Genomic DNA, 20,663 nt, shown 5'->3' with positions numbered 1-20,663 from the left:
GCGGTTACCCGATCGCGGTGCCGAAGAGGTGACCGATGCCGTAGGTGAAGGCGAGTCCGATGGCTCCGCCGATGACGACGCGGGCCACGGCGCGGTGTACGTTGCTGCCCCCGATGCGGGCGCTGAGGGCCCCGGCGATTCCGAGTGCGATCAGGACCGCCACGAAGGTGATCGGTACCCGCCAGCCCGGCGGGGGAAGCAGGATCGCCAGCAGCGGTAGCAGCGCGCCGATGGTGAACGACAGTGCGGACGCGGCCGCTGCTTGGACGGGATTGGCCAGGTCGGCGGGGTCTAGATGCAATTCGGCGTCCAGATGCGCGGCGAGCGCATCGTGGGCGGTGAGTTCGGCCGCGACGGTGCGCGCGGTAGCTGCCGATAGGCCTTTGGCCTCGTAGAGGGCGGTCAGCTCGGCTAGCTCCGCTGTGGGCATTTCGGCGAGCTCCTGTTTCTCTTGCGCCAGCTCGGCGGTCTCGCTGTCGCGTTGGCTGCTCACCGACACGTACTCGCCCAACGACATCGACACGGCCCCGGCCACCAGCCCAGCCAGCCCCGCGGTGAAGATCGGCCCGCTGGCGGCGGTGGCCCCGGCCACCCCGACCACGATGCCGGCGACGGACACGATCCCGTCGTTGGCTCCGAGCACACCGGCGCGCAGCCAGTTCAATCGTCCCAACCCGCCGCCGGCGTGTGGTTCGCCGGAGTGCGTCGGCTGATTCTCCGCCGCAGCCTGGATCTGGTCGGGGGACGGCTCGGCTCCATCCTCTGCAGTCATGCCACCACTGAAACGCTCCAGAGTGGGCGCGTCTAGGGAGTGGAGGCTGCCCTGGCCTTCTCTGGCCTGGACGGTTCCCGCACGTCGCGGTCTGCCGTCGCTTCGAGCGGGCTAGCCGGGGGTGGTCCCGGATCGTCGGAGGTTAAGTCAGTTGCTGAAGATGAGCGCGAACCCGAGAGCGAGTAAGACCATGATGAGCATGTCAGTCCTTGAGGATTCTGGTGCCTGGGCCGGTGTGGTGACACCACATCGCGTAGCCCGACCACTTTTCCGCACCGGTTCGGACATTCTCAATGGGCCGACCAGGTGTTCCTTGCCGGAACCCTACCGCCGGCCCCGTCCGCCGATGCCCAGACGACGGGCACAGAGCACGCTGACCCGGCCGCCGACCTGCCCTGCGCCGTCTTGGCGCTCGGGGCCACCTTTATCGTGCAGGGTCCCTCGGGGGAAAGACGCATCGACGCCGGTGACTTCTTCCGCGGCTACTTTCAGACGGCGGTGGGCGAGGACGAGATACTCGTCGAGGTCAGGGTGCCGCGCGTCGGCAGCGCGGGCTGGGGCTATGAGAAGTTCATCAACCGCGCCAACGACTGGGCGATCGTCGCGGTCGCCGTCGTCGACGGGCGGGTGGCGCTGGCCAACATGGGCGAGACCCCTCTGCGAGCCACCGCGACCGAACAGGCGCTCGCATCCGGCGCTGGCCCGGCGGACGCCGCCCTATCCGCTGCCGAGGGCACTGCTCCGATCGAGGCGGGTTTGCCGGGTGGCGGGTTCATGATTGCGGGGATGCCAGTACCGGTGATCTTGCCCACGCAGCTGTCGCTGGGGGACTTGCTGCCACCTTGGCCGTCGACCCACATGTCGAGGTGCCCGTCCTGGCCGGACGGTGCCGGGCTGGCTCCGGAGTCCTCGACGATGGCGTAGCGCTGCACGGTGGGCAGGTAGAAGCGGGTGCCGCCCTTGGCGGGGCCGCGCCGACCTGCGCGGGGCTCGCTCCCCGATCGGGGTTGGACCAGAACGTCTTACCGACGGCGACCGTGGCCCCGGCCCCTACGACGAGCCCGAGGACGGTGCAGGTGACCAGCGCCAGCGTCCCCGCTCTCGCGGCGGGCGCCTGGTGGGTGCCGGCCCGTGTTGAATGCTGGGTAGACCGTGCTGGGCCGGTCGTGTGGAGGTGGAGTAGTTCAGTGGGATCGGTGACGTCGTCGTGCCGGATCTCGTCAACCGGGCGCAACGCCGTGGTGGGCTCAACATTGCCGGTCGGCGTAACGACGGGCGCGGTGCCGGGCGCGGTGGGTAGCTGCGCGCTCTGTGACTGCGTCAAGCTGTCCGTTGGTGGCGGGGTGTCGTAGGCCGCTGGGGTGCTGGGCTCAAGGTCGGCGGACCATGTCGACGTGTGGCTCGGTCGGTCGTCCTCCACCGGCGGCAGGGCGGGGAGGGGCTCGGCGACCGGCTGGACGTTCGTGCTGGGGCCCCAGCCCGTGGCGGTTGATGGCTCGCCTGTCTGGGCGTACCGGGAGTTCTGGACGGGCGCCTCATCCTGCGCGCCGTCCCAGGGAGCCCAGTCGAACGTATCGCGCTCCAAGCCCTGGTCGGGGGTCGTCGATGTGTGCCAGTCCTGGACGGTGTCCGGGGCATGCGCGGCGTCGACGACGTCATCTGGTGCGGGATCCGGCTGCGTAGCCGTGTGCGCGTCGGGGCCCCAATGTGAGCCCGGCTCGGGTAATCGGGGTGCGGGGACCTCTAGGACCGGGGCTACCACGGACATCGGCCCTGACTGGGAGATGCGGGGGCTCGGCAGCAACGGCCAGTCTGAGGACTCCGCCCACTCGGGGCGTGCGGGGCGTGCTCGGTCGGGTGGCGATGTGGCTGAGCGCGGTTCGGGAACGAGAGCGTCGAACAGGTCGACCTCGGCATGAGGTTCGACCCGATAGCGATGCCGTGACATGGTCCTACCCTCCGGACCGTGCGGCGAGGGTGGCGGTCGGTTCGGGGGACCGACGGACTTGGGGAGCCTTGCCTTCTCGTAACCTCGCCGTCACCAATCCGAGACCCAACGTATCGACCGGGTGACTTGATGTCTCCCAGGTTGCTCTCAGTGAGATGGCCGTGTGGTCCCGGTCGGGTGGCGCGGTGTGTCGGATGGCTGGGACCCCAGTAGGCGGACGGCGGCGATGGTCACGAACTGTGCGAGGTTGTCGTGTTCGAGGTGGGTACCGCGCTAGTGGCGGAGGTCGTCCAGTACTAACTGCTCGATCTGTGCGACGTCGTGCAGGTGGGCGGGACCGAAGCGGCGCAGCCGACCGCACACGTTCGACTCGTCTGCCGGCTCTTGGAGGCGGAGGGTGACCGCGGGTGGCGGCGGGCAAGAGGCGACAGTGACCACTCTCGGGCCGGTGTCACCCCGGCACCGGGCCAGGTGTACGGATGAGGATCCGCAAAACGGTGCTCAGTGGACCATGCTCGTTGGATGGCGAGGTTCGTTGCGGACATCGACAGCGGTGAGAGTCGGACCGTGTCACCATCATGAATGGGAAAAAAATCGGAGTCCACGCAACCGACCCTGAGCTGGGCTGACGCTCCGGCCGAGCATGACTATCCCGCCGCGGCGTCGTTTTTGCGGTTGATAGCCGCACCCGCATTGGCCGAGTCGCTGTCGAGTCTGCTGTCGCAGGCGCCGCTGGTGCACCAGGCTGCGAAAGACATTCTTCGCGCGGCGCGGCTTCCGCTACTTCCGGCGGATGATCCCGAAGTCGCGAAGGATCTAAAGAAAGTCTCCAAGGGCACGCCGCTGTCGCCGGTGCTGCTGGTCCGTGGTGAGCTGCGGCCCGATCGAGCGTTGCAGATCGCGGACGGCTATCACCGAGTGTGCGCCAGCTACCACCTCGACGAGGACGCCGAAATCCCCTGTCGGCTCGTGGACCCACCAGCCGTCAGTGCATAGCCGGCGGCGGTGATGAGCCCAGACGAGAAGCCAGACCAGACCCGCACGTCGCCGCACGCCGACCCCGACCGCATCCAAGCCATCGTGAACGCCCGCCACCGCGAGCAGCTCGTCGGGCTACTGGAACGTGCGCCGGTCTGGGCCCGCGACTTCGCCGACCTTCGTTATGAGTGGCGGCGGCTGTTCAGCGAGCTGTTCGGCACCTTTCTGCTGGTACTGGTCGGCTCAGGCGCACCGGTCCTGGACGCCGCCACGCACGGTCAGATCGGCCGCGTGGCGGAGGTGACGTCGCCGGGATTGATGGTCCTGGCGATCATCTTGTTCATGGGCGCGGTGTCCGGCGCGCATCTCAATCCCATCGTGAGCATCGCATTCGCGCTACGAGGCGACTTCGGCTGGCTCCGGGTACCGGGCTACCTTGGGGCGCAACTCGCTGGTGCGCTGCTGGCGAGCATGGTGTTGAGAATGACGTTCGGCGATCTGGCTCACCTGGGGGCGACCCTGCCCGGAGCCGGATTCAGCGCCACGCAGGCCTTCGTCGTCGAAACAATCCTCAGTCTCGGGCTGGTCAGCACAATCTTGGGTACCGCCTCCAGTGCCCAGAACATCGGCCCGCTGTCCGCGTTCGGAGTTGCCGCCTACATCGCACTTGCTGGCCTATGGTCCAGCCCCGTCAGCGGGGCTTCGATGAACCCAGCCCGCTCACTCGCACCCGCCCTCATCGGCTCTGACCTGCACGACCTGTGGATCTATCTCACCGCCCCACCGCTCGGCGCGGTCGCCGCCGTCGCCGCCAGCTACATCCTGCGCGGTCCGGGCGGCGACCCCGGCGGCACCCAAGCCGCGCGGGGCAGGCTGCCCGACCCCGGTAACAGCCCAGGCCCCGATAGACACCGCCGCTAACCATTCACCCGCGCATACCGGACACCAGCACTGCGTCCAGCGTTCAGCAAAACTGAACGATCTGGCGATGTTGGGTCATCGGTCGGTAGGGCGCCGACGCCGACGTCCTTGCTGCCGCGGCAGCGGGCGATCAGGTTCCGGGAGCACTGACCTGACCCATCGACTCCCGATCTGGATCACTACCAGGGTCACCATCCCGGTGGCAGAAAACGGGTCACCGGGACGGTGACTTTTGTCGGTTCAGACCCGTGCGCCGCGCCCGCGCACGAAATGCACGACTGCGACGATGACTGCGATCACGATGGCGGCGTGGACGACGGCCCCGAGATGGAACACGAAGAATCCGAGCAGCCACAGGACAAGTAACAAACCGGCGAGGCCAAGCAACATCGGTGGGCTCCATTCTGCGAAGGGCGGTGACATTCACTCCTTCCCGTGACAGAACATCGTTAACCGCCTCGCGGACGAAAATATTTGAGCACCGTGTTGACACGCCGAACAGTCGGGCGCAGCCTCGGGCGTTCGCGCGCGAACCGCTGCCAACTCTAGGTGAACACTAGGTGCGAACGTGCAATCGAGTGCTCGGACCACAGACAAGGAGCCGACCTTGGTCCAATACCGTTCAGTTAGGCTTACATCGGTGTAGTTTGCTGATGTGCCTCGTGCTGGGTGGAAGAAGCCCGTCTCGGATCGTCGCTTGTCGGATTTGGTCTCGGTGGGGGTGCTGACCCGGGTGTTTCCACCGGAGTTGGTCGATGAGGTAATCGCCGAGGCTGGCCGCACCGAGCAGCGCAATCGCACGTTGCCGGCGCGAGTGATGGCGTACTTCGCGATTGGGATGGCGCTGTACTCCGAGGGCTCGTATGAGGACGTGCTCAGTCAGCTGACCGATGGGCTGGCGTGGGCGTCGGGATGGGAGGCCAGCTACAACCCGCCGTCGAAGTCGGCGATCTTTCAGGCCCGGCAGCGCCTCGGTCCGGAGCCGATGGCGGCGTTGTTTGCTCGGGTCGCCGAGCCTCTCGCGACCCCGATGATGGCCGGGTCATGGCTGGCTGGGCGTCGGATGGTCGCCATCGACGGAACCTGCCTGGACGTAGCGGACACCGTCGAGAACGCGAAGTTTTTCGGCCGGCCCGGGGTGAGCAAGGGCGAGCAGGCAGCGTTTCCGCAGGCCAGGATCGTGGCGTTGGCCGAGTGCGGCACGCATGCGGTGTTCGCCGCCGAGATCGGCGTCTACTCCGAGTCCGAGGCCACCCTGACCGAGCGGCTGCTGCCTCGGCTGGAGCCCGGGATGCTGCTGCTCGCCGATCGTGGCTTCTTCTCCTACGGCTTGTGGCGCCAGGCCTCTGGGACCGGCGCGGACCTGCTCTGGCGGATCCGAACCGATGCCTTCGGACCCAAGGCCAAGCACGTGCGTGACCTCGACGACGGCTCCTGGCTGGCGATGCTGCGCAAGAGTACGGACCGTGAGAGCGAGCCGATGCTGGTTCGGGCGGTGGACTACACGGTCGACGACGGCCGAGGCAACGACACCAGCTATCGACTGTTCACCACGCTGCTGGACCCCGGCGAGGTCTCCGCCGTTGACCTCGCCGCCGCCTACAACCAGCGATGGGAGATCGAACTCATCCTCGACGAGCTCAAGACCCACCAACGCGGACCCCGCACCGTGCTGCGCTCAAAGTCACCCGACCTGGTGCAGCAGGAGATCTGGGGGCACCTGTGCTGCCACTACGCGATCCGCACCCTGATGACCGACACCGCGAAGCACAGCGGGCGCGACCCCGACCGGGTCAGCTTCGTCGCAGCCCTGCGCATCGCCCGCCAGTCTGTCGCCCCTCGCGGGCGCTTTCCCCCCTGACAACGTCCAGGCCACCAACCACGTCTGGGGCACCGCGCTGCGCCGACTCGCTCGGCGGCTCAACCCCGCCCGCCGACTGCGGGCGGCACCCAGGGTCATCAAGCGAAAGATGCCCAAGTGGCACGTCAAACGTGCCCACCACGGTGCCTGGCCCGGCCCCCAGCACTCACCGAACTACCTCATCCAAAACCGTAACTGAACGGTATTGGACCTTGGTCCGGTCCTCAACTGGGGCGGGCGGAGACGGCGGCGGTTCCCCACGGCGGGGATGGCAGAACCAAGTCTTCGCACATGCTGGGCTCCTACTCCTGCTCGACCGGCATCTGAGTCCCCCAGGCGTGTCCGATCCTGACAGGGAGTCGCTTCTCTGAGAAGCTCCGTCCCGTCCACCCCTGTGGGCGCCCCGGTTGCGCGTGATGGGTGGCAGAGGGGCTGATTCGCTACGGCCCCACCGCACCCCTCCGGCGCCGACTGCTGTGTCCAGTGATCGAAGGAGTCCGGATGGTGACTCGATCAGAGAGTAATGCGCCGAGGGGGGAATCTGGGCGAGGTGGGGGGAGGGATCAGAGCCGGTTGCTTCCGGTGCTCGCGGCCGAGCGGGCGCTGCGGGCTGTGGTGCTGGTCGGTCTCGGTCTCATCCTGTTGACTCATGCCCACGCGGACTGGGCCGATCTTGCGCGTCGGGTCGCCGAGCGGGCCGGGTTGGATCCCAGCCAGAACGTCACCGGGCGACTGATCTCGAAGCTAGCCGGATTTGGACCGCGGAAGGCTCAGCGGGATGGCGGGATCGCGATCGGTTACGGATTGTTGGAAGCTGCTGAGGCCTACGGCCTGTTGCGGCGACGGGAGTGGGGGGAGTACCTGACGGTGGTGTCCACCGCGCTGTTGTTCATCCCGGAGGTCCAGGAGTTGTTGAGCAAGCCAAGCCTGCTCAAGGTCTGCGCTCTGGTGCTCAACATTGTGATCGTCGGTTACCTCGCTCTGCGACTCGTCCGGCGCCACGATTACCGCCGGCGGCCGCAACCATGATGGGAGCAGCTTCCTGACCGGCTTTCGTAGTGTGGCTCGGGCTTCGACCAGAGCGATGGGTAGATGGTGCTCAGACTGTCTTGATGCGGGCAGGACCCGCTTGTGGTTCGCGACGGCTAGCGCCGTCCAGTTGTCGCGTCTCCGGGCCGGCGGGCCGACCCCGGGGCGTGAGTACCCGGTTCACTGATCGTCCAACGCGTTCTGGTCGGGCCGGCCCAGTTCGGCTGCGCGGGCTGTGCCCGGACATCTCGGAGCGGCCGGTAGCACTCGCGCTGGAGGTTGATCTCCCCGATAACCCAGTTCAGGATGCCTGAGATCACGGTGAGGACGAGGATCACACCGAGTACGACGTAGACCCATACGAAGAATTGCGAGACCCCGGTACCGCTTCCCCGCAGCAAGCTCAGCGCCCACGCGGGCGCGGCGTTACGGCGCGCGGAGCTGGTGACCAGACCGGCCAGCCACCTGGCCCGCAGCGCAACCAATGCTACGACGACGAGGGGCGACATCCGCCAGCACCAAGTCACGGGGTCACGTCGCCGCGGTACGTGCGGATGGTCATGTGATGGATGTCGCACCTGGTTAGCGTCGTGTTACCTCTGAGGCAGAAGTGATGAAACCGGCACCCGTCGCAGGCGTCAACCGGCTTACCTCGTTAGCCGAGCAGAGCTCGAGACCGAGACCTCCGGAGGTTGGTACGACCGGCCGCTCGCTATTCAGATCATGAGCTGCAAACCTCGGCTACCAGGAACTGCATCACCTGGTAGCCGAGATTGCTGTGCTCGAGGCCGTTCCTGCGCAGTTGTCTCTGTGACTGGCTAGGCGTGGTGGATGTCGGTGTTGTGGTTGAGCTTCCCCCTGAGTACGGACACCCGACCTGAGGTGGCTACGGCCACCAGGAAGGATGTTGTCGTGCCGCCTCCTCACCCTCCCGAGTTCCGTCGTCGTGCCATCGAGTTGGCCCGTGAGCGGTCCAAGTCATTCGTTGAGTTGGCGAAGGATCTGCGTATTTCCGAGTCGTGCCTGCGGAACTGGGTGACCCAAGCCGAGATCGACGAATCAGGTAGCGCGACACAGCTGACGAGCGCCGAGAAGAAGGAGCTCGCCGAGCTTCGCCGGGATAAGCGCCGTCTGGAAGTCGAGGTTGAGATCCTCAAGCGTGCGGCCGCGTACTTTGCCCGGGAGAATGTTCTCCCAAAGTAGTATTCCCGCTGGTCCGTGAACTCGCCGACGACAACATTGATGTCGCGGTGACCTGCAGGGTGCTCAATGTGTCGAGATCCGGCTACTACGACTGGATCGGTCGTCTCGATTCGCCTCGTGTCCAGGAGAACGAGTTGCTGCTCAAACAGATCCGCCAGATTCACCACGAGTCCCGCGGAACCTACGGATCACCGCGCGTGCACGCCGAGTTGACGATCGGTCTCGGACTGCCGGTGAACCTCAAGCGGGTCGCCCGACTGATGCGCGAGGCCGGCATCCAGGGCCTCTACCGGCGACGACGCCACGGCACCGTCCCCGACCCCGACGCCCAGGCAGCACCGACCTAGTCAACCGCCAGTTCATCGCCGACGAACCGAACTGCCTATGGGTAACCGACATTACCGAACACCACACCGAAGAAGAGAAAATCTACTGCGCCGCGGTACTCGACGCCTACTCCAGAGTGATCGTCGGCTGGTCCATCGCCGACCACATGCGCACCGAATTCGTCACCGACGCGCTCGGCATGGCCATCATCCGCCGACGACCCGCAAAGGAAGGCGCCGACGGTCAGACCGTGCTGCACTCCGACCACGGCTCCCAATTCACCTCATGGGCCTTCGGGAAATGGCTCCGCGAGGCCGGACTGCTCGCCTCAATGGGCACGATCGGCGATTGTTACGATAATGCGATGATGGAATCGTTCTGGGGAACGATGCAACTGGAACTACTCGACTCGAAACAGTGGCAGGCGCGCGACGAGCTTGCCAACGCGGTATCGAATGGATAGAGTGCTGGTACAATCCCAACAGGCGCCATTCCAGCATCGGAATGCACAGCCCGATCACCTTCGAGACCCTCCGCACCCGGTCAGACCAGGAACGCTGACCCCACACCGGAGGGGTCCGTGCCTCGGGGGTTCCTCTGTGTTTGTCAACTTCCGGATTCGTCGGGGTGGGTAAGGTCGTCCTCGGTGGGTCCGGGAAGTGACTTTTCCGAAGAGCTGGCGGTAGGGGTCGAGTCAGCCGCGCTGGATGTCAGAGTCGCCCCCGGGTGTCCTCCCGGGCCTGCCGCTTGTGTTTGTCGGCGTTCGTCGGCGAGCATGACATGCCAGACGTGGTCGGCCAGGCGCCGTTTCAGGGCGCGCATGGCCTCGTTGTGGGTCTTGCCTTCGGCGATCTTGCGGTCGTAGTAGAGACGTCCGCGGGTGCCGGGCATGCGCACCTGGGTCAGGGCGATCGTGTGGAGCGCGTTGTTGAGCTTGCGGTCGCCTTGGCGTGACAACCGATGCCGTGCCTTGTCGCCGCTGGCGATCTCGATCGGCGCGACGCCTGTATATGCGGCGAAGGTACTGGCGGTGGGGAACCGCGATGCGCGTGCGGTGCGGCCGAGCAGCCGTGTCGCCACGACGGGGCCGACGCCGATGATCGCGGTCAGGCTGGTTTCGGACTCCGCGACCGACGTTTGCATGTGTTGTTTGTTGGCTTTGAGGCGGGCGTCGAGAGCTCGGATGTCGGCCACCAGGTCACGGGCCAGGTCTTTCCGAGCGTGCTCCACGCGCGATGCCGGTCTGATCCGGCTGAGCGCCGCGGCCGCCTGATCCGCGGATAGGTCGGTGGACGCCCCGCCGGGCAGTAGTTCACGCAGCACCGCATGCAGCTGGTTGACCGTGCGGGTGCGCTGCTGGGTCAGGTTGGTGCGACGCTCGTCGAGCATTGCCAGCACCGTCGATGCGTCCTCGGCCACGACCGGGGCCGCGTCGCCGTGCAGGGCGGCGACACAGGCCGCCGCCGCGGCGTCGAGGGTGTCGTTCTTGCGGCGGCCACCCCGAGACAGCTCCCGAACCCGAGCGGTTGCCGTGGCCGGTACGTCCGCCACGGTCTCGCCCCGCGCCACCAGCCACTGCGCAAGATGGCGGCCCAGCCCACGGGCATTCTCCACCGCCCACCGGCGTTCTGTGAACCGCTTCGCCCAGCTCAACAAACGCCGATACTCCGCCAGCGTCGCCTCGACGCGCACTGTCTCCAGCGTCTTATGGGTGCCCGCATCCAGGGCTGTCGCCGTGTGGCTGGACTTGTGCGGGTCGACTCCGATCACGACCATCAGACCGCGTTCCTCTCCATCACCGACAAGGAAGCCGCGGCCGGCACTCCGACTTTCAGCCTGTGAAACCCATACCTCTGTTGAGCCAGACCGCGGCCGGTGCCGGGTCAGGCCACAAACCCCCGGGGAGCCAGCCCCTCAAGGGCGGCAGGAAGCTCACGAGCGATCCCGACCCGGCACCTCCGGAAGGCTATGGCCAGTGATCATCCCGCCAACCAACCGGTGACTACATACAAGTCGGGGAAGCTCAATCGAGCGGACAGGCTTCTGATCAGGCCAACCTGGTGGGCCAGGCCGGTGCCGGCGACCCGGCGGACAGGTCATGCCCAAGGCACACCGCAGCGGCCAGATCTAAACCGAGTCACACCAAATCGCCACCACCGAGCCTGAAGCACTCCAACCCAGGAGCACCGCAACGACACTCACAGATCTAAACCGCAGAACCTCCCGCGAACGGAGCTACACCACTCGGTGGGACGTGACCGGGAGGCGACATGGCTGTGCCCCGGCGGCGGTCGACCCCGCTGAAGCCGACCAGCACGCCTCTCCCCACTGCATCGTCGAGCTCCGGCTGTCGGCGGCCGGTAATGAACACGTAGGCACCTTCGCCTGTGAGCGACGGCGTAAGTAGGCGCGCGATCTCCGAGTTCAGCTGCCAAGTTCGTCGCCGGCGCAGGCCGGGGCTCTACGGCGCTTCCATAGCCTCTCCCAGGTCCGCGACCTGGTCTCAGGACCGCTCGACCGTGGACGGGTAGTCGACCGCGAAGCGGTCGGTGTGTAGCCGTTCGAGCTCGCCGAGCAGCTTCTGGTGCGCGGGATGGTTCCAGTACGCGGAGCGCAGCGCTTCCTCGTTGGTGAGGCGGACGAAGCAGCCATGGGTGAAGCCGTGCCCGAGTCCTGAGGCGTTGGTGTTCTCGCCCCAGGTGATGTCTTGGACGCAAGCCAAGCCGGTGATGACCGAGGCGAACTCGCGCAATGCCTCGCCGAGCGCCGCTTCGCTGCCCTCGACCGGGCGGAAGACTACGTAATGGTCAAGCATGCCTGTCGCCTCCTTGGCAGTGTTCGGCTTCGTATCGCTCCCAGTCCGTTGGCCACCGATAGCTGTGCTGCCGAGGCGGTACAGGTGCCTGGGTCTCGATCCACCGGACCCGTCCGCCCTCGGTGTTGTAGCAGGCGTGGGTGGTGCCGACGCCTGCCCAGGCGGTGTCACCGGGGCGGAAGTGGTGGATCTGGCCGCCTAGTTCGAAGTCCGTTTCTCCCTGTAGGAAGAAGTAGCCTTCCTCGAACGGGTGCTCGTGGTTCTGAGCGGCGCCGCCGACTTCATAGTCGACCATGAACATGGTCAGCAGGTGCGCGCCGCGGTTCTGGTCGACCAGCATCTTCACCGAGATGCCGCTGTAGGTGATCAGTCCCGCGTACATCCCGGCCGATTCACGACCACGGGCCGCGCTCGTCACGGCCTTGGTCAGGTGATCGGGGTCGGTTCCCTCGTAGTGACCAACCAGCCGGAGCGTGGGATCGGCCAGGTCTGGAGGTGACGCGTCGGCCGTTCTGTCGGGCGCGTCGGTCGGGAAGAAGGTGTCCCGCCGACCGGACTCGAGCCGCAGCGACACGGGGCTACCGACATCGAGCCACCGTGCTTCCTCGCTGGCCCGGTTGGCGAACGCGCGCAGCGCGCCGACTGGGATGAAGGCGAAGTCGCCTGGGCGGAGCAGGTAGGCGCGTTCCTCGAGCTGTACGGCGACCTCTCCGGCGAGCAGGTAGATGGCCTGCTCGAATGACCGCACGTGCGGGGGGATCCGTCCGCCCGGTGCCAGCCTGCCGATCCCGAGGTCTGTGTGGGTGGTTCCCACCTCGGGGCCGAGTAGAGCGAGCCGGTCGAATCCGATGGAATGATCGGCAAACGGCCAGGGTGTGGCTGCCGTTGCCCAGTTCTGGCGGACGACGGCGCTGGGGCCGTGTGCGGCGGAACCGCTGGTGTGGCGGTCGTGTGGGGGTGACGTCGCTGCGGACACCGGTGCACCTCCTCATCGGTGGGGTAGTGGTGTGGCCGAGGACGCTGTGCAGCTCAGCGGAGAGCCACTTTCAGCGCCTCGAGTTGGATTGGATCCGCCGAGGTCGGCAGCAAGAGCACTTCGTCGAAGCCCGCTTCGGCGATCTGGTCTCTCGTCTCGGCGAGCCGCCCGGGGTCGGTGATGACGTGGCTGGCCAGCTCGTCGGCGCGTTCCGTGCCGAGAAAGCCGTAGTAGCTACGCATGTGTGCGAACGCGTCGTCGCGCGCGTGAGGCCCCGCCGCGGCGTAGATCAGGGCGACCAGGCGTGGCGTCCCGGGCCTGCCTGCCGAGGTCCACGCGCCGCGCACGTCGGCGGCGAATGCGGTCGCGGTGTGCCAGGCGCCGAGTCCGGCGGCGGCGACCCAGCCGCCGCCGTGTCGAGCGATTCGTCCGAGAGTCGCCGGACCCTGCCCGCCGAACAGCAGCCGCGACCCGAGCAGCTCGCTGATCTGCGCGTTTCCGGACTGGAGCTGGTCGTCGAGGATCGCGCCGCGCCGGCCGTAGTCGACGTGGCAGGCGGCGTAGTCGTCCATCCGGCGGCCCACCCCGAGGCCGAGGACCAGTCGCTGGTCGGTGAGTAGGTCCAGCGTCGTGATCTGCTTGCGGAACAGGGCGCTATCCGTGCGCAGCGGCGCGACGAGCACACTGGTCATCAGCCTTGCCCGCTCGGTGACCGACGAGACGGCGGCGAGCGTGAGCATCGTTTCCAGGCTCGGGTATTCCACCCGGTCGGTACAGGCGAGCGTGCTCGCCCCCATGTCCTCGGCTATGCGTGCCCAGTTGATCAACTGGGCACGGGTGACGCCCTCGATGTGACTGGGCAGTCCTACGCCGACATCTATTGCAGCCATGGCGGTCGCCTCCTTGCGTCCGGCGGGTGATTTCCAGGCGGGTGAGGCCCAGGACGAATAGGTCGGCACAGACCGTGTCGACCTCCGTGATCGGCACCCGGTCGACCGGATGGCGCGGCGTTGCCCGCGCGCGGGTCAGCTCGGACAGCCGCATGTAACAACGGTGGGCGTGCACTGCGGCACGCCGCTGCAGGGATCAGAGATCCTGGTCCCAGTTGGGCTGTTCCAGCCCGAGGTGGTCGAGGAGTGCGCGTTGGTGCGCGATCACCGCGTCCTGGAACTCCTCGCGCTTGCCTTGTGCCAGGGCGCGCGCCATGGGCTCGTGCAGCGCGATCTGTTGGTCGAAGGCCGCTCCGGTGAGCCAGCGCGGTGTTCGTTTGGCGGAGACCCACGACTCGTAGGCCTTCTCCACCAGAGCTGTGTGCATGCTCGAGAACATGCTGGTCAGAAAGCGGTTGCCGGCCAGTCGCACGATTTCGACGTGGAAGACCGTGTCGGCCGCGATCCACTCGGGGGCGCTGCCGCGTGCTTCGGAGAGGTCGGCGAGTGCGCGGTTGAGCGGCTCCAGGTTCGGTACGCCGTGCGAGATGGCCTGCCGCCCCGCGGTCAGCTCGAGCAGGAACCGCATGTGTGCGGCCTCGTTGAGCGAGTCGGGTTCGAGGCGCAGCATCAGCTCGATGCTCGCGTGGACCATGCTCGCCGGATTGCGGAGTACATAGGCGCCGGAGCCTGGGCGAATCGTCACTAGGCCCTGCAACGCCAGCGAGCGCAGCGCCTGGCTGACAGTGGGCCGGGAACTGCCGACGAGTTCGGCCAGTTGCCGTTCGCTGGGCAGCCGTTGCCCCTCGGCAATGCCCTGGTCGACGATGTAGTTCCGGATCTGGTCCGCCACTCGGTCGGCGAACCGGGACACCGGCTCGACCTGGAACGACGAGGCGATGTCCTGGGTGTCCGACCGACGACCTGGCGTTGCCATTGCCACTGTGCTCCCGCAGCCCTGTCTGTTGCCGGGGTGCCGCCCACGGTGCACAGGCACCGGCGCGGCCGTTCGGCTCATAGTAGAGGCCACCGTCTCGACGTCGGCTCAGTGATCGGCTCATTGAATCGTCACCAGCCGGGGTTCGGTCATTTCTGACATCGCGTACCGAGGTCCCTCGCGGGTGTTTCCCGAGTCCTTGACGCCTCCGTAGGGCTGCTGGTCGGCGCGGACGGTGGGCACGTCGTTGATGTAGACGCTGCCGAACTCCAGGCGTCGCGTCGCCTCCAGCGCCTTGGCGACGTTGCTCGTGTAGACGCCCGCGTTGAGCCCGTAGCGGGAGTCGTTCGCCAGGTCGAGCGCCGTGTCGAAGTCGTCGAACTCCGTCACCGTCACGACGGGACCGAAGATCTCGTCGGCCTGTACCCGCATGTCTCGGGTGACGTTGCTCAGCACGGTCGGGGTGACGACGTTGTCGATCCGTTCGCCGCCGATGTCGGCGCGTGCTCCGCCCGTGATGGCCTCGTTCACCCAGGACTCGACACGCAGCGCGTCCTTCGCGCTGATCAGCGCCGACACGTCGACATCCTCGGCCAGCGGTGCCCCCACGGTCAGTTTGGCTACGCCGGCAACGAGGGCGTCCCGGAAACCCGCGGCGACGCCGGCGTGCACGAAGATTCGCTGCGTGGAGACGCACGACTGGCCGGCCTGGACGAACCCGGCCGCCGCGGCCTTCGCCGCCGCGGTCTCCCAGTCGCTGTCGCGGTCCACGATCAGCGGTGCGGTTGATCCGAGCTCCAACCGCACTCGCTTCCGCGGGGCTCGGGCCGCGATTCCCCAGCCGACATCGGGCGAACCGGTGAAGGTGATGTAGTTGACGTCAGCGTGCGAGACGAGGGCGTTGCCGACCTCGGGGCCACCACCGGTGACGACGTTCAACCAGCCGGGTGGCAGCCCGGCCTCGGTGAGCATGTCGGCCAGCAGTAGCGCCGAGAGCGGGGTCTGCGACGCTGGTTTGAGCACGACAGGGCATCCGACGGCGATAGCCGGCGCGATTTTGTGGGCCACCAGGTTCAGGGGGAAGTTGAACGGCGCGATCGCCGCCACGACCCCGATCGGCACCCGCATCGTGTAGGCGACCTTGCCCGTGCCGGACGGGACGGCGTCGAGCGGGACCATGTCGCCGGTGTACGTGCGGGCTTCGGCCGCCGCGAAGGCGAACGTGTCGATCGTCCGCGCTGCCTCGGCCCGGGCTGTCCTGATGGGTTTCGCGCACTCGATGGCGATTGTGCGGGCGAACTCCTCCTGCCTCGTCCGTAGTGCACTGGCCGCGGCCTCCAGGACGTCGATGCGAGCGGGCCGGTCGAAACGGTTGTCGCGCAGCGCGTTCCGGGCCGCCTCGACGGCGCGGTCGACAAGTGCCGCGCTGCCCAGCGGCACGTCGGCGATGGGCGCACCGTCGTAGGGCGAGTAGAGGGTGGCCACCGCGTCGGGGGTGATCCATCTGCCGTCGATGAGCAGGCCACGTGGCTGGTAGGCGTCAGCGGTCATTCGGGATCTCCTCGCTGGTCTATGTGCGGGCCGACTACCAGGACCGCGCGGGCACCCGCGCGGCGGTCGCCTCGCCTTCGGCGCAGACCTTGCGTGCCTGCTCGACGATGTCCGGGCTGAGCTTGATGAAGTGGCCGTCGGCCTCGTCCGGCAGCACGCGGTCCAGTCCGGACAGCGTCCATGTCGACCCGATGAGGACCGAGGGCCGAGGATCGCCGCGCAGAGCGGCGAGGCTGTCCCGAATGCTGGCCACGTCGTGGCCGTCGACCTCGGCGCTCGCCCAGCCGAATGCTCGCCACTTGTCGACGACGGGGGCCAGTGTCGTGACGAACTCGGTCGGCCCATCGACCTGGCTGTTGTTGCGGTCCAGGACGACCGTGAGGTTCCCGAGGCGGTGGTGGGCGGCGAACAGGGCGGCTTCCCACACCTGCCCTTCCTCCATCTCACCGTCGCTCATGAGCACGTACACGTGCCGGTCGGAGTCGGCGAGCCGCAGCGCGAGCGCCAGCCCCGCCGCCACGGAGAGCCCTTGGCCGAGTGAGCCACACGTCGCGGTGAGCCCTGGGGTCTGCTCGGTGCCGATCGCTTCGAGTCGGCTGCCGTCCTTGCCGTAGGTCGCCAATTCGGCCGGATCGACCAGGCCGACCTCGACGCCGGCCGCGAAGTGGACGATCGAGTAGTGGCCGGGGGAGACGACGAGCCGGTCGTGGCCGGGGCGTAGTGCGGTCAGGTAGAGAACGGCGGCGAGTTCGGCGCTGGACAGCGCCTGACCGAGATAGCCGAAGCCCTCGATTGCGACCATCTCGACGGCGCGCTGTCTGATTCGCCAGGCGGCACGACGCAGGTCTTCGTCATCGCCCTGTCTTGTTCTCATCCTCGGTCACCACCCGGTTCGCACGCTCTGGAGGAGCCGGCGCCAACCTGGCAACCGGCTAACTGGCTTAGCCAATAATCCGAACGAACCGGTGGCGTGTCAAGCCTCTGACCTTCGCGAGCTAAATTTTTAGCCAGCGCTTGACAGGGCGCCGGGCCTGCGGCAACACTCCACAACTGGCTAAGCCAATTAACCAAATCGTGTCCTTGATCAGAGCTGGAAGTGAACGAACCATGCCACTGCAGCCGCCTTACCGGACCATCCTCAAGCCGTACGGACGGGCTCTCGTCCGGTACGCGGCCGACCACTCCGAGGTGATCTGTCTCGGCGCCGACCTGACCCGGCAGACCGAGACCGATCTCTTCCGGGACGACCCGCGCCTCGCGTCGCGCTTCTTCAACGGCGGGATGGCGGAGCAGAACCTGATCGGCCTCGCCGCGGGCATGGCGCGCGAGGGGCACACGGTCTTCGTGAACACGTTCGGGGTGTTCGCCACGCGCCGGCCCTTCGAGCAGGTCGCCATGCAGATCGCCTACGCCGGGCTGAACGTGAAGATCGTCGGACTCATGCCTGGCCTGTCGTCGCCGGGCGGACCGAGTCACCAGGCCATCGACGACGTCGCGCTCATGCGGGCGCTGCCGAACTTCACGGTGGTCGACGTCGCCGACGCCACGGAGGTCACGCAGGCGGTCGCGGCCGTCGCGCAGCGGCCCGGACCGGTCTACCTGCGGCTCAAGCGTGGTGAGATTCCGGTCATCTTCGACGACGACCACGTGCTCGACCTGGACAGGGTGAAGTTGGTCGATCCCGATCCTCACCGCGAGCACGCAGCCGTGGACACCGTCATCTTCGCCTCGGGGATGCTCGTGGCCTCCGCTCTGCGGGCGGCCGCGGCCCTGCGGGCAGCGGGGCTCACCGTCGACGTGGCCAACGTGACGACGATCAAGCCCCTGGACGAGACGACCGTGCGCGCGCTGGCCGCCAACGCTCGGTCCGTGGTGACGGCGGAGAACCACACCGTGATCGGTGGCCTCGGCAGCGCGGTGGCCGAGGTGCTCGCCGAAGCCGGCCTCGGCGCGCCGCTGCGCAGGATCGGCATCCCGGACACGTTCGGCCGGGCCGCCAGCGCGCGGTTCCTCTTCGCCGAGTACGGCCTGACCGCACAACACATCGTCGACGTCGCGTGCGAACTGGCCGGCCGAGGCCACGACCGGCCGATCGTCGGCGAGCTCGAGACGTCCGCAGGTTCCTACTCACCCGTTTGAAAGGTGCGAGATGTCCACCATCAAGGCCCAACCCTGGCAGCCGAGCGAGATCGCCCGGGACACGACTCCGGTCGCGTCGCCCGGCACGTTCATGTCGACCGACTGGGAGAACCGCGTCTCCTTCCCCCGCCTACGCGAGCAACGGCTGGCCCGCGCGCTGGCCGAGCTCGACCGCAGTGACCTCGGTGCCGTCCTGCTGTACGACATGAACAACATCCGGTACGCCACCGGCACCCACATCGGCAACTGGGCGCGAGACAAGCTCTTCCGCGCGTGCCTGCTGATCAGAGGGCACGCGCCGATCCTGTGGGACATCGGCTCGGCCGCGCGCCTGCACCAGCGGTACCTCAACTGGCTGCCCGAGGAGAGCTGGCGGGCGGGCCTGTCGACCTGGCGCGGCGCGATCGACACCGAGGTAGGCGTGGAGCGGGGCAACGCCCGCAAGATCGCGGACGTGCTGCGCGAACACGGCCTCGCCGGCGAGCCGCTCGGCATCGACGTCGTCGAGATCCCCCAGCTGCGGGCCTTGGAGGCCGAGGGACTGCGGGTCGTCGACGCCCAGGGCCTCATGATGCGGGCACGGCAGATCAAGACGGTCGATGAGATCGCACTCTTGGACCAGGCAGCCGGCCTGGTGGACGCCGCCTACGAGAAGCTATACCAGTTCCTGCAGGTGGGCGTGAAGGAGAACGAGACCGTCGCGCTGGTCAGCAAGACCCTCTACGACCTCGGCAGCGAAGAGGTCGAGGCGGTCAACGCGATCTCCGGCGGCCGGTGCAGCCCGCACCCGCACGTGTTCAGCGACCGGATGATCCGCCCCGGTGACACCGCCTACTTCGACATCATCCACTCGTTCCAGGGCTACCGCACCTGCTACTACCGCACGCTCAACGTCGGCAGCGCCACCTCCGCCGAACGCGATGCCTACCGGCGGGCACGAGAGGCGATCGACGGAGCCATCGCCCAGGTGCGGCCCGGCGCGACCAGCGCGGACGTCGTGGCGTCCTTCCCGTCCGCTCGCGACATCGGCTTCGCCTCCGAGGAAGAGGCGTTCGGCCTGCAGTACGCCCACGGCGTCGGCCTTTCAGTATGGGAGAAGCCGCTGATGAGCCGGTACCACTCGTTCGAGCACCCGGTCGAGATCCAGGAAGGCATGGTCTTCGCGCTGGAGACCTACTGGCCGACCCCGGACGGCAGCTCGGCCGCCCGCATCGAGGAGGAGGTCGTCGTCGAGAAGGACGGAGCGCGGGTCATCACCCGCTTCCCGGCCGACGAGCTGCTCGTCACCGGCGTGCGCTACTGGAACGGCATCGACCTGCCCGGCAAGTCGACCGACTCGGGCAACGGACACATCGCGGCCCGCCAGCCGGCCACGGCCGGGTAGAGGGCGTCATGCGCGTCGGCTTCGTCGGTCTCGGCAACATGGGTCGGCCCATGGCCGAGCGGCTGTTGGCATCCGGTTGGGACCTGACTGTGTACAACAGGACGCGGTCCAAGGCCGCCCCCCTGGTCGAGGCCGGCGCGCGTTTCGCCGCCACCATGGGCGAACTGCGAGACTGCGACGTCGTGATCAGCATGGTCGGCACCGACGACGACCTGCGAGCGGTCGCGCTCGGTCCGGGCGGGGTGTTCGACGTACCGAGCTCCGGAGTGCTGCTGGTCGACTGCTCGACCGTCAGCGCCGAGGCCAGCGACGAGGTGGCCGCCGCGGCGCGGGCCGTGGGTGGCGACGTGTTGGCCGCGCCGGTCGCGGGCGGCCCCTCCGTCATCGCGGACGGGCGCCTCGCGATCGTGTGCAGCGGTACGCGGTCGGCGTACCAGCGTGCCGAGGCGGTGCTGGAGTCCTTGGCCCACCGGGTGATCTACGCCGGTGAGGGTGCGGTCAGCCGGCACGTCAAGATCCTGCACAACCTCATCGTTGCCGTCATCGCGCACGCGGTCGCCGAGGTGAGCGTGCTGGGGGAGGCGATCGGCGTCGCGCGGGCGGACCTGCTGGAATTCGTCTGCGCGGGCGCGGCCGGCAGCCCGTTCATCAGGTACAAGTCGGAGCAGATGAAGTCCCTCGACTTCACGGCGGCGTTCACGGCGGCGCTGATGGTCAAGGACATCGACCTGGGGCAAGCGTTGGCCGAGGGCCGCGTCGACACGCCGCTGGTCGACCACACCCACGCGACGTTGAACGACGTCGTGGCAGCGGGGCTGGGGGACAAGGACATCGCCGCGCTGGTCGCCCACCTGGCCGACCGAAATGGGATCAAACTCGAGCCGCAGTAGGGG

At 67.5% G+C, this 20,663-nt stretch carries 21 protein-coding genes; 11 read left to right on the top strand and 10 right to left on the bottom strand.

The genetic code is table 11. From position 1 onward, the window contains the following. Nucleotides 1–4 precede the first annotated feature (4 nt). Nucleotides 5–772, bottom strand: a complete 768-nt coding sequence (locus tag ACTXG6_RS37180) for a VIT1/CCC1 transporter family protein (protein WP_445184004.1) — start codon at nt 770–772, stop codon at nt 5–7. Nucleotides 773–1,078: 306 nt separating this feature from the next. On the opposite strand from ACTXG6_RS37180, the gene ACTXG6_RS37175 reads away from it, so the two are divergent. From ACTXG6_RS37175 to ACTXG6_RS37165, 3 genes are all read left to right on the top strand, one after another. Next, the gene (locus ACTXG6_RS37175; protein ID WP_445184003.1) at nt 1,079–1,696 is read left to right on the top strand and encodes an FAD binding domain-containing protein; all 618 of its coding nucleotides are present in this window, start codon (nt 1,079–1,081) and stop codon (nt 1,694–1,696) included. A 1,606-nt stretch (nt 1,697–3,302) separates the two neighbouring features. Next, a complete protein-coding gene (locus tag ACTXG6_RS37170) occupies nt 3,303–3,716 on the top strand; it encodes a hypothetical protein (RefSeq protein ID WP_445184002.1) in 414 nt (137 codons plus the stop codon). Nucleotides 3,717–3,728: 12 nt separating this feature from the next. Continuing rightward, entirely contained in the window at nt 3,729–4,619 is an 891-nt protein-coding gene (locus tag ACTXG6_RS37165) for an MIP/aquaporin family protein (RefSeq protein WP_445184001.1), read from the top strand. 240 nt (nt 4,620–4,859) lie between these two features. On the opposite strand, the gene ACTXG6_RS37160 is transcribed toward ACTXG6_RS37165, so the two are convergent. Next, entirely contained in the window at nt 4,860–5,009 is a 150-nt protein-coding gene (locus ACTXG6_RS37160; protein WP_445183354.1) for a lmo0937 family membrane protein, read from the bottom strand. A gap of 265 nt (nt 5,010–5,274) precedes the next feature. On the opposite strand from ACTXG6_RS37160, the gene ACTXG6_RS37155 reads away from it, so the two are divergent. Next, nucleotides 5,275–6,480, top strand: coding sequence for an IS4 family transposase (locus ACTXG6_RS37155; protein ID WP_445183392.1), 1,206 nt, complete (start codon nt 5,275–5,277; stop codon nt 6,478–6,480). A 582-nt stretch (nt 6,481–7,062) separates the two neighbouring features. Continuing rightward, nucleotides 7,063–7,509, top strand: a complete 447-nt coding sequence (locus tag ACTXG6_RS37150; protein WP_445184000.1) for a DUF2127 domain-containing protein — start codon at nt 7,063–7,065, stop codon at nt 7,507–7,509. 116 nt (nt 7,510–7,625) lie between these two features. Here ACTXG6_RS37150 and ACTXG6_RS37145 read toward each other — a convergent pair whose 3' ends face one another. After that, nucleotides 7,626–8,018 carry a hypothetical protein gene (locus ACTXG6_RS37145; RefSeq protein ID WP_445183999.1) on the bottom strand — a complete coding sequence of 131 codons (393 nt, stop codon included), beginning with the start codon at nt 8,016–8,018 and terminating at the stop codon, nt 7,626–7,628. Nucleotides 8,019–8,355: 337 nt separating this feature from the next. Between ACTXG6_RS37145 and ACTXG6_RS37140 the strand changes: the two genes are divergently transcribed. The 3 genes from ACTXG6_RS37140 (at nt 8,356) to ACTXG6_RS37130 (ending at nt 9,502) form a co-directional block, all read left to right on the top strand. Next, entirely contained in the window at nt 8,356–8,712 is a 357-nt protein-coding gene (locus tag ACTXG6_RS37140; protein ID WP_445183998.1) for a transposase, read from the top strand. Nucleotides 8,713–8,780: 68 nt separating this feature from the next. Beyond that, complete coding sequence (locus ACTXG6_RS37135; RefSeq protein WP_445183997.1) at nt 8,781–9,059, top strand: IS3 family transposase; 279 nt, start codon at nt 8,781–8,783, stop codon at nt 9,057–9,059. A 14-nt stretch (nt 9,060–9,073) separates the two neighbouring features. Next, entirely contained in the window at nt 9,074–9,502 is a 429-nt protein-coding gene (locus ACTXG6_RS37130) for an IS3 family transposase (RefSeq protein ID WP_445190204.1), read from the top strand. A gap of 143 nt (nt 9,503–9,645) precedes the next feature. On the opposite strand, the gene ACTXG6_RS37125 is transcribed toward ACTXG6_RS37130, so the two are convergent. The 7 genes from ACTXG6_RS37125 to ACTXG6_RS37095 all read right to left on the bottom strand — a co-directional run bounded on the left by ACTXG6_RS37125 (nt 9,646) and on the right by ACTXG6_RS37095 (nt 17,121). Next, nucleotides 9,646–10,815, bottom strand: a complete 1,170-nt coding sequence (locus ACTXG6_RS37125) for an IS110 family transposase (protein ID WP_445183996.1) — start codon at nt 10,813–10,815, stop codon at nt 9,646–9,648. A 727-nt stretch (nt 10,816–11,542) separates the two neighbouring features. Continuing rightward, on the bottom strand, nt 11,543–11,854 hold the full coding sequence (locus ACTXG6_RS37120; protein ID WP_445183995.1) for a Dabb family protein: 312 nt from the start codon (nt 11,852–11,854) through the stop codon (nt 11,543–11,545). Next, on the bottom strand, nt 11,847–12,668 hold the full coding sequence (locus ACTXG6_RS37115) for a cupin domain-containing protein (RefSeq protein WP_445190203.1): 822 nt from the start codon (nt 12,666–12,668) through the stop codon (nt 11,847–11,849). Before ACTXG6_RS37115 ends, ACTXG6_RS37120 begins: the two co-directional genes overlap by 8 nt. A gap of 215 nt (nt 12,669–12,883) precedes the next feature. After that, on the bottom strand, nt 12,884–13,720 hold the full coding sequence (locus ACTXG6_RS37110; RefSeq protein ID WP_445183994.1) for an LLM class flavin-dependent oxidoreductase: 837 nt from the start codon (nt 13,718–13,720) through the stop codon (nt 12,884–12,886). A gap of 196 nt (nt 13,721–13,916) precedes the next feature. Further along, complete coding sequence (locus ACTXG6_RS37105; protein WP_445183993.1) at nt 13,917–14,696, bottom strand: FadR/GntR family transcriptional regulator; 780 nt, start codon at nt 14,694–14,696, stop codon at nt 13,917–13,919. A gap of 120 nt (nt 14,697–14,816) precedes the next feature. Continuing rightward, a complete protein-coding gene (locus tag ACTXG6_RS37100) occupies nt 14,817–16,247 on the bottom strand; it encodes an aldehyde dehydrogenase family protein (protein ID WP_445183992.1) in 1,431 nt (476 codons plus the stop codon). Between the two features lie 34 nt (nt 16,248–16,281). After that, nucleotides 16,282–17,121 (bottom strand): 1-deoxy-D-xylulose-5-phosphate synthase N-terminal domain-containing protein, encoded by an 840-nt coding sequence (locus ACTXG6_RS37095; protein WP_445183991.1) that lies wholly within the window; start codon nt 17,119–17,121, stop codon nt 16,282–16,284. A gap of 233 nt (nt 17,122–17,354) precedes the next feature. Between ACTXG6_RS37095 and ACTXG6_RS37090 the strand changes: the two genes are divergently transcribed. From ACTXG6_RS37090 to ACTXG6_RS37080, 3 genes are read left to right on the top strand one after another with little or no spacing between them, the layout of a single operon-like run. Next, the gene (locus ACTXG6_RS37090) at nt 17,355–18,386 is read left to right on the top strand and encodes a transketolase family protein (protein ID WP_445183990.1); all 1,032 of its coding nucleotides are present in this window, start codon (nt 17,355–17,357) and stop codon (nt 18,384–18,386) included. A gap of 10 nt (nt 18,387–18,396) precedes the next feature. Continuing rightward, nucleotides 18,397–19,770 (top strand): M24 family metallopeptidase, encoded by a 1,374-nt coding sequence (locus ACTXG6_RS37085; RefSeq protein WP_445183989.1) that lies wholly within the window; start codon nt 18,397–18,399, stop codon nt 19,768–19,770. 8 nt (nt 19,771–19,778) lie between these two features. After that, a complete protein-coding gene (locus ACTXG6_RS37080) occupies nt 19,779–20,660 on the top strand; it encodes an NAD(P)-dependent oxidoreductase (RefSeq protein ID WP_445183988.1) in 882 nt (293 codons plus the stop codon). The last annotated feature ends 3 nt before the right edge of the window (nt 20,661–20,663 follow it).

Source organism: Pseudonocardia sp. Cha107L01 (assembly GCF_052566575.1).
The sequence above is the reverse complement of the archived record's forward strand: the minus strand, read 5'-3'. Positions and strand labels throughout refer to the sequence as shown.

What these genes read in the sequence shown, in the direction of transcription:
- ACTXG6_RS37125 (WP_445183996.1), bottom strand. Translation starts at nt 10,815, where the DNA reads ATGGTCGTGATCGGAGTCGACCCGCACAAGTCCAGCCACACGGCGACA.
- ACTXG6_RS37170 (WP_445184002.1), top strand. Translation starts at nt 3,303, where the DNA reads ATGGGAAAAAAATCGGAGTCCACGCAACCGACCCTGAGCTGGGCTGAC.
- ACTXG6_RS37145 (WP_445183999.1), bottom strand. Translation starts at nt 8,018, where the DNA reads ATGTCGCCCCTCGTCGTCGTAGCATTGGTTGCGCTGCGGGCCAGGTGG.
- ACTXG6_RS37080 (WP_445183988.1), top strand. Translation starts at nt 19,779, where the DNA reads ATGCGCGTCGGCTTCGTCGGTCTCGGCAACATGGGTCGGCCCATGGCC.
- ACTXG6_RS37165 (WP_445184001.1), top strand. Translation starts at nt 3,729, where the DNA reads ATGAGCCCAGACGAGAAGCCAGACCAGACCCGCACGTCGCCGCACGCC.
- ACTXG6_RS37120 (WP_445183995.1), bottom strand. Translation starts at nt 11,854, where the DNA reads ATGCTTGACCATTACGTAGTCTTCCGCCCGGTCGAGGGCAGCGAAGCG.
- ACTXG6_RS37085 (WP_445183989.1), top strand. Translation starts at nt 18,397, where the DNA reads ATGTCCACCATCAAGGCCCAACCCTGGCAGCCGAGCGAGATCGCCCGG.
- ACTXG6_RS37160 (WP_445183354.1), bottom strand. Translation starts at nt 5,009, where the DNA reads ATGTTGCTTGGCCTCGCCGGTTTGTTACTTGTCCTGTGGCTGCTCGGA.
- ACTXG6_RS37100 (WP_445183992.1), bottom strand. Translation starts at nt 16,247, where the DNA reads ATGACCGCTGACGCCTACCAGCCACGTGGCCTGCTCATCGACGGCAGA.
- ACTXG6_RS37110 (WP_445183994.1), bottom strand. Translation starts at nt 13,720, where the DNA reads ATGGCTGCAATAGATGTCGGCGTAGGACTGCCCAGTCACATCGAGGGC.
- ACTXG6_RS37090 (WP_445183990.1), top strand. Translation starts at nt 17,355, where the DNA reads ATGCCACTGCAGCCGCCTTACCGGACCATCCTCAAGCCGTACGGACGG.
- ACTXG6_RS37105 (WP_445183993.1), bottom strand. Translation starts at nt 14,696, where the DNA reads ATGGCAACGCCAGGTCGTCGGTCGGACACCCAGGACATCGCCTCGTCG.
- ACTXG6_RS37095 (WP_445183991.1), bottom strand. Translation starts at nt 17,121, where the DNA reads ATGAGAACAAGACAGGGCGATGACGAAGACCTGCGTCGTGCCGCCTGG.
- ACTXG6_RS37180 (WP_445184004.1), bottom strand. Translation starts at nt 772, where the DNA reads ATGACTGCAGAGGATGGAGCCGAGCCGTCCCCCGACCAGATCCAGGCT.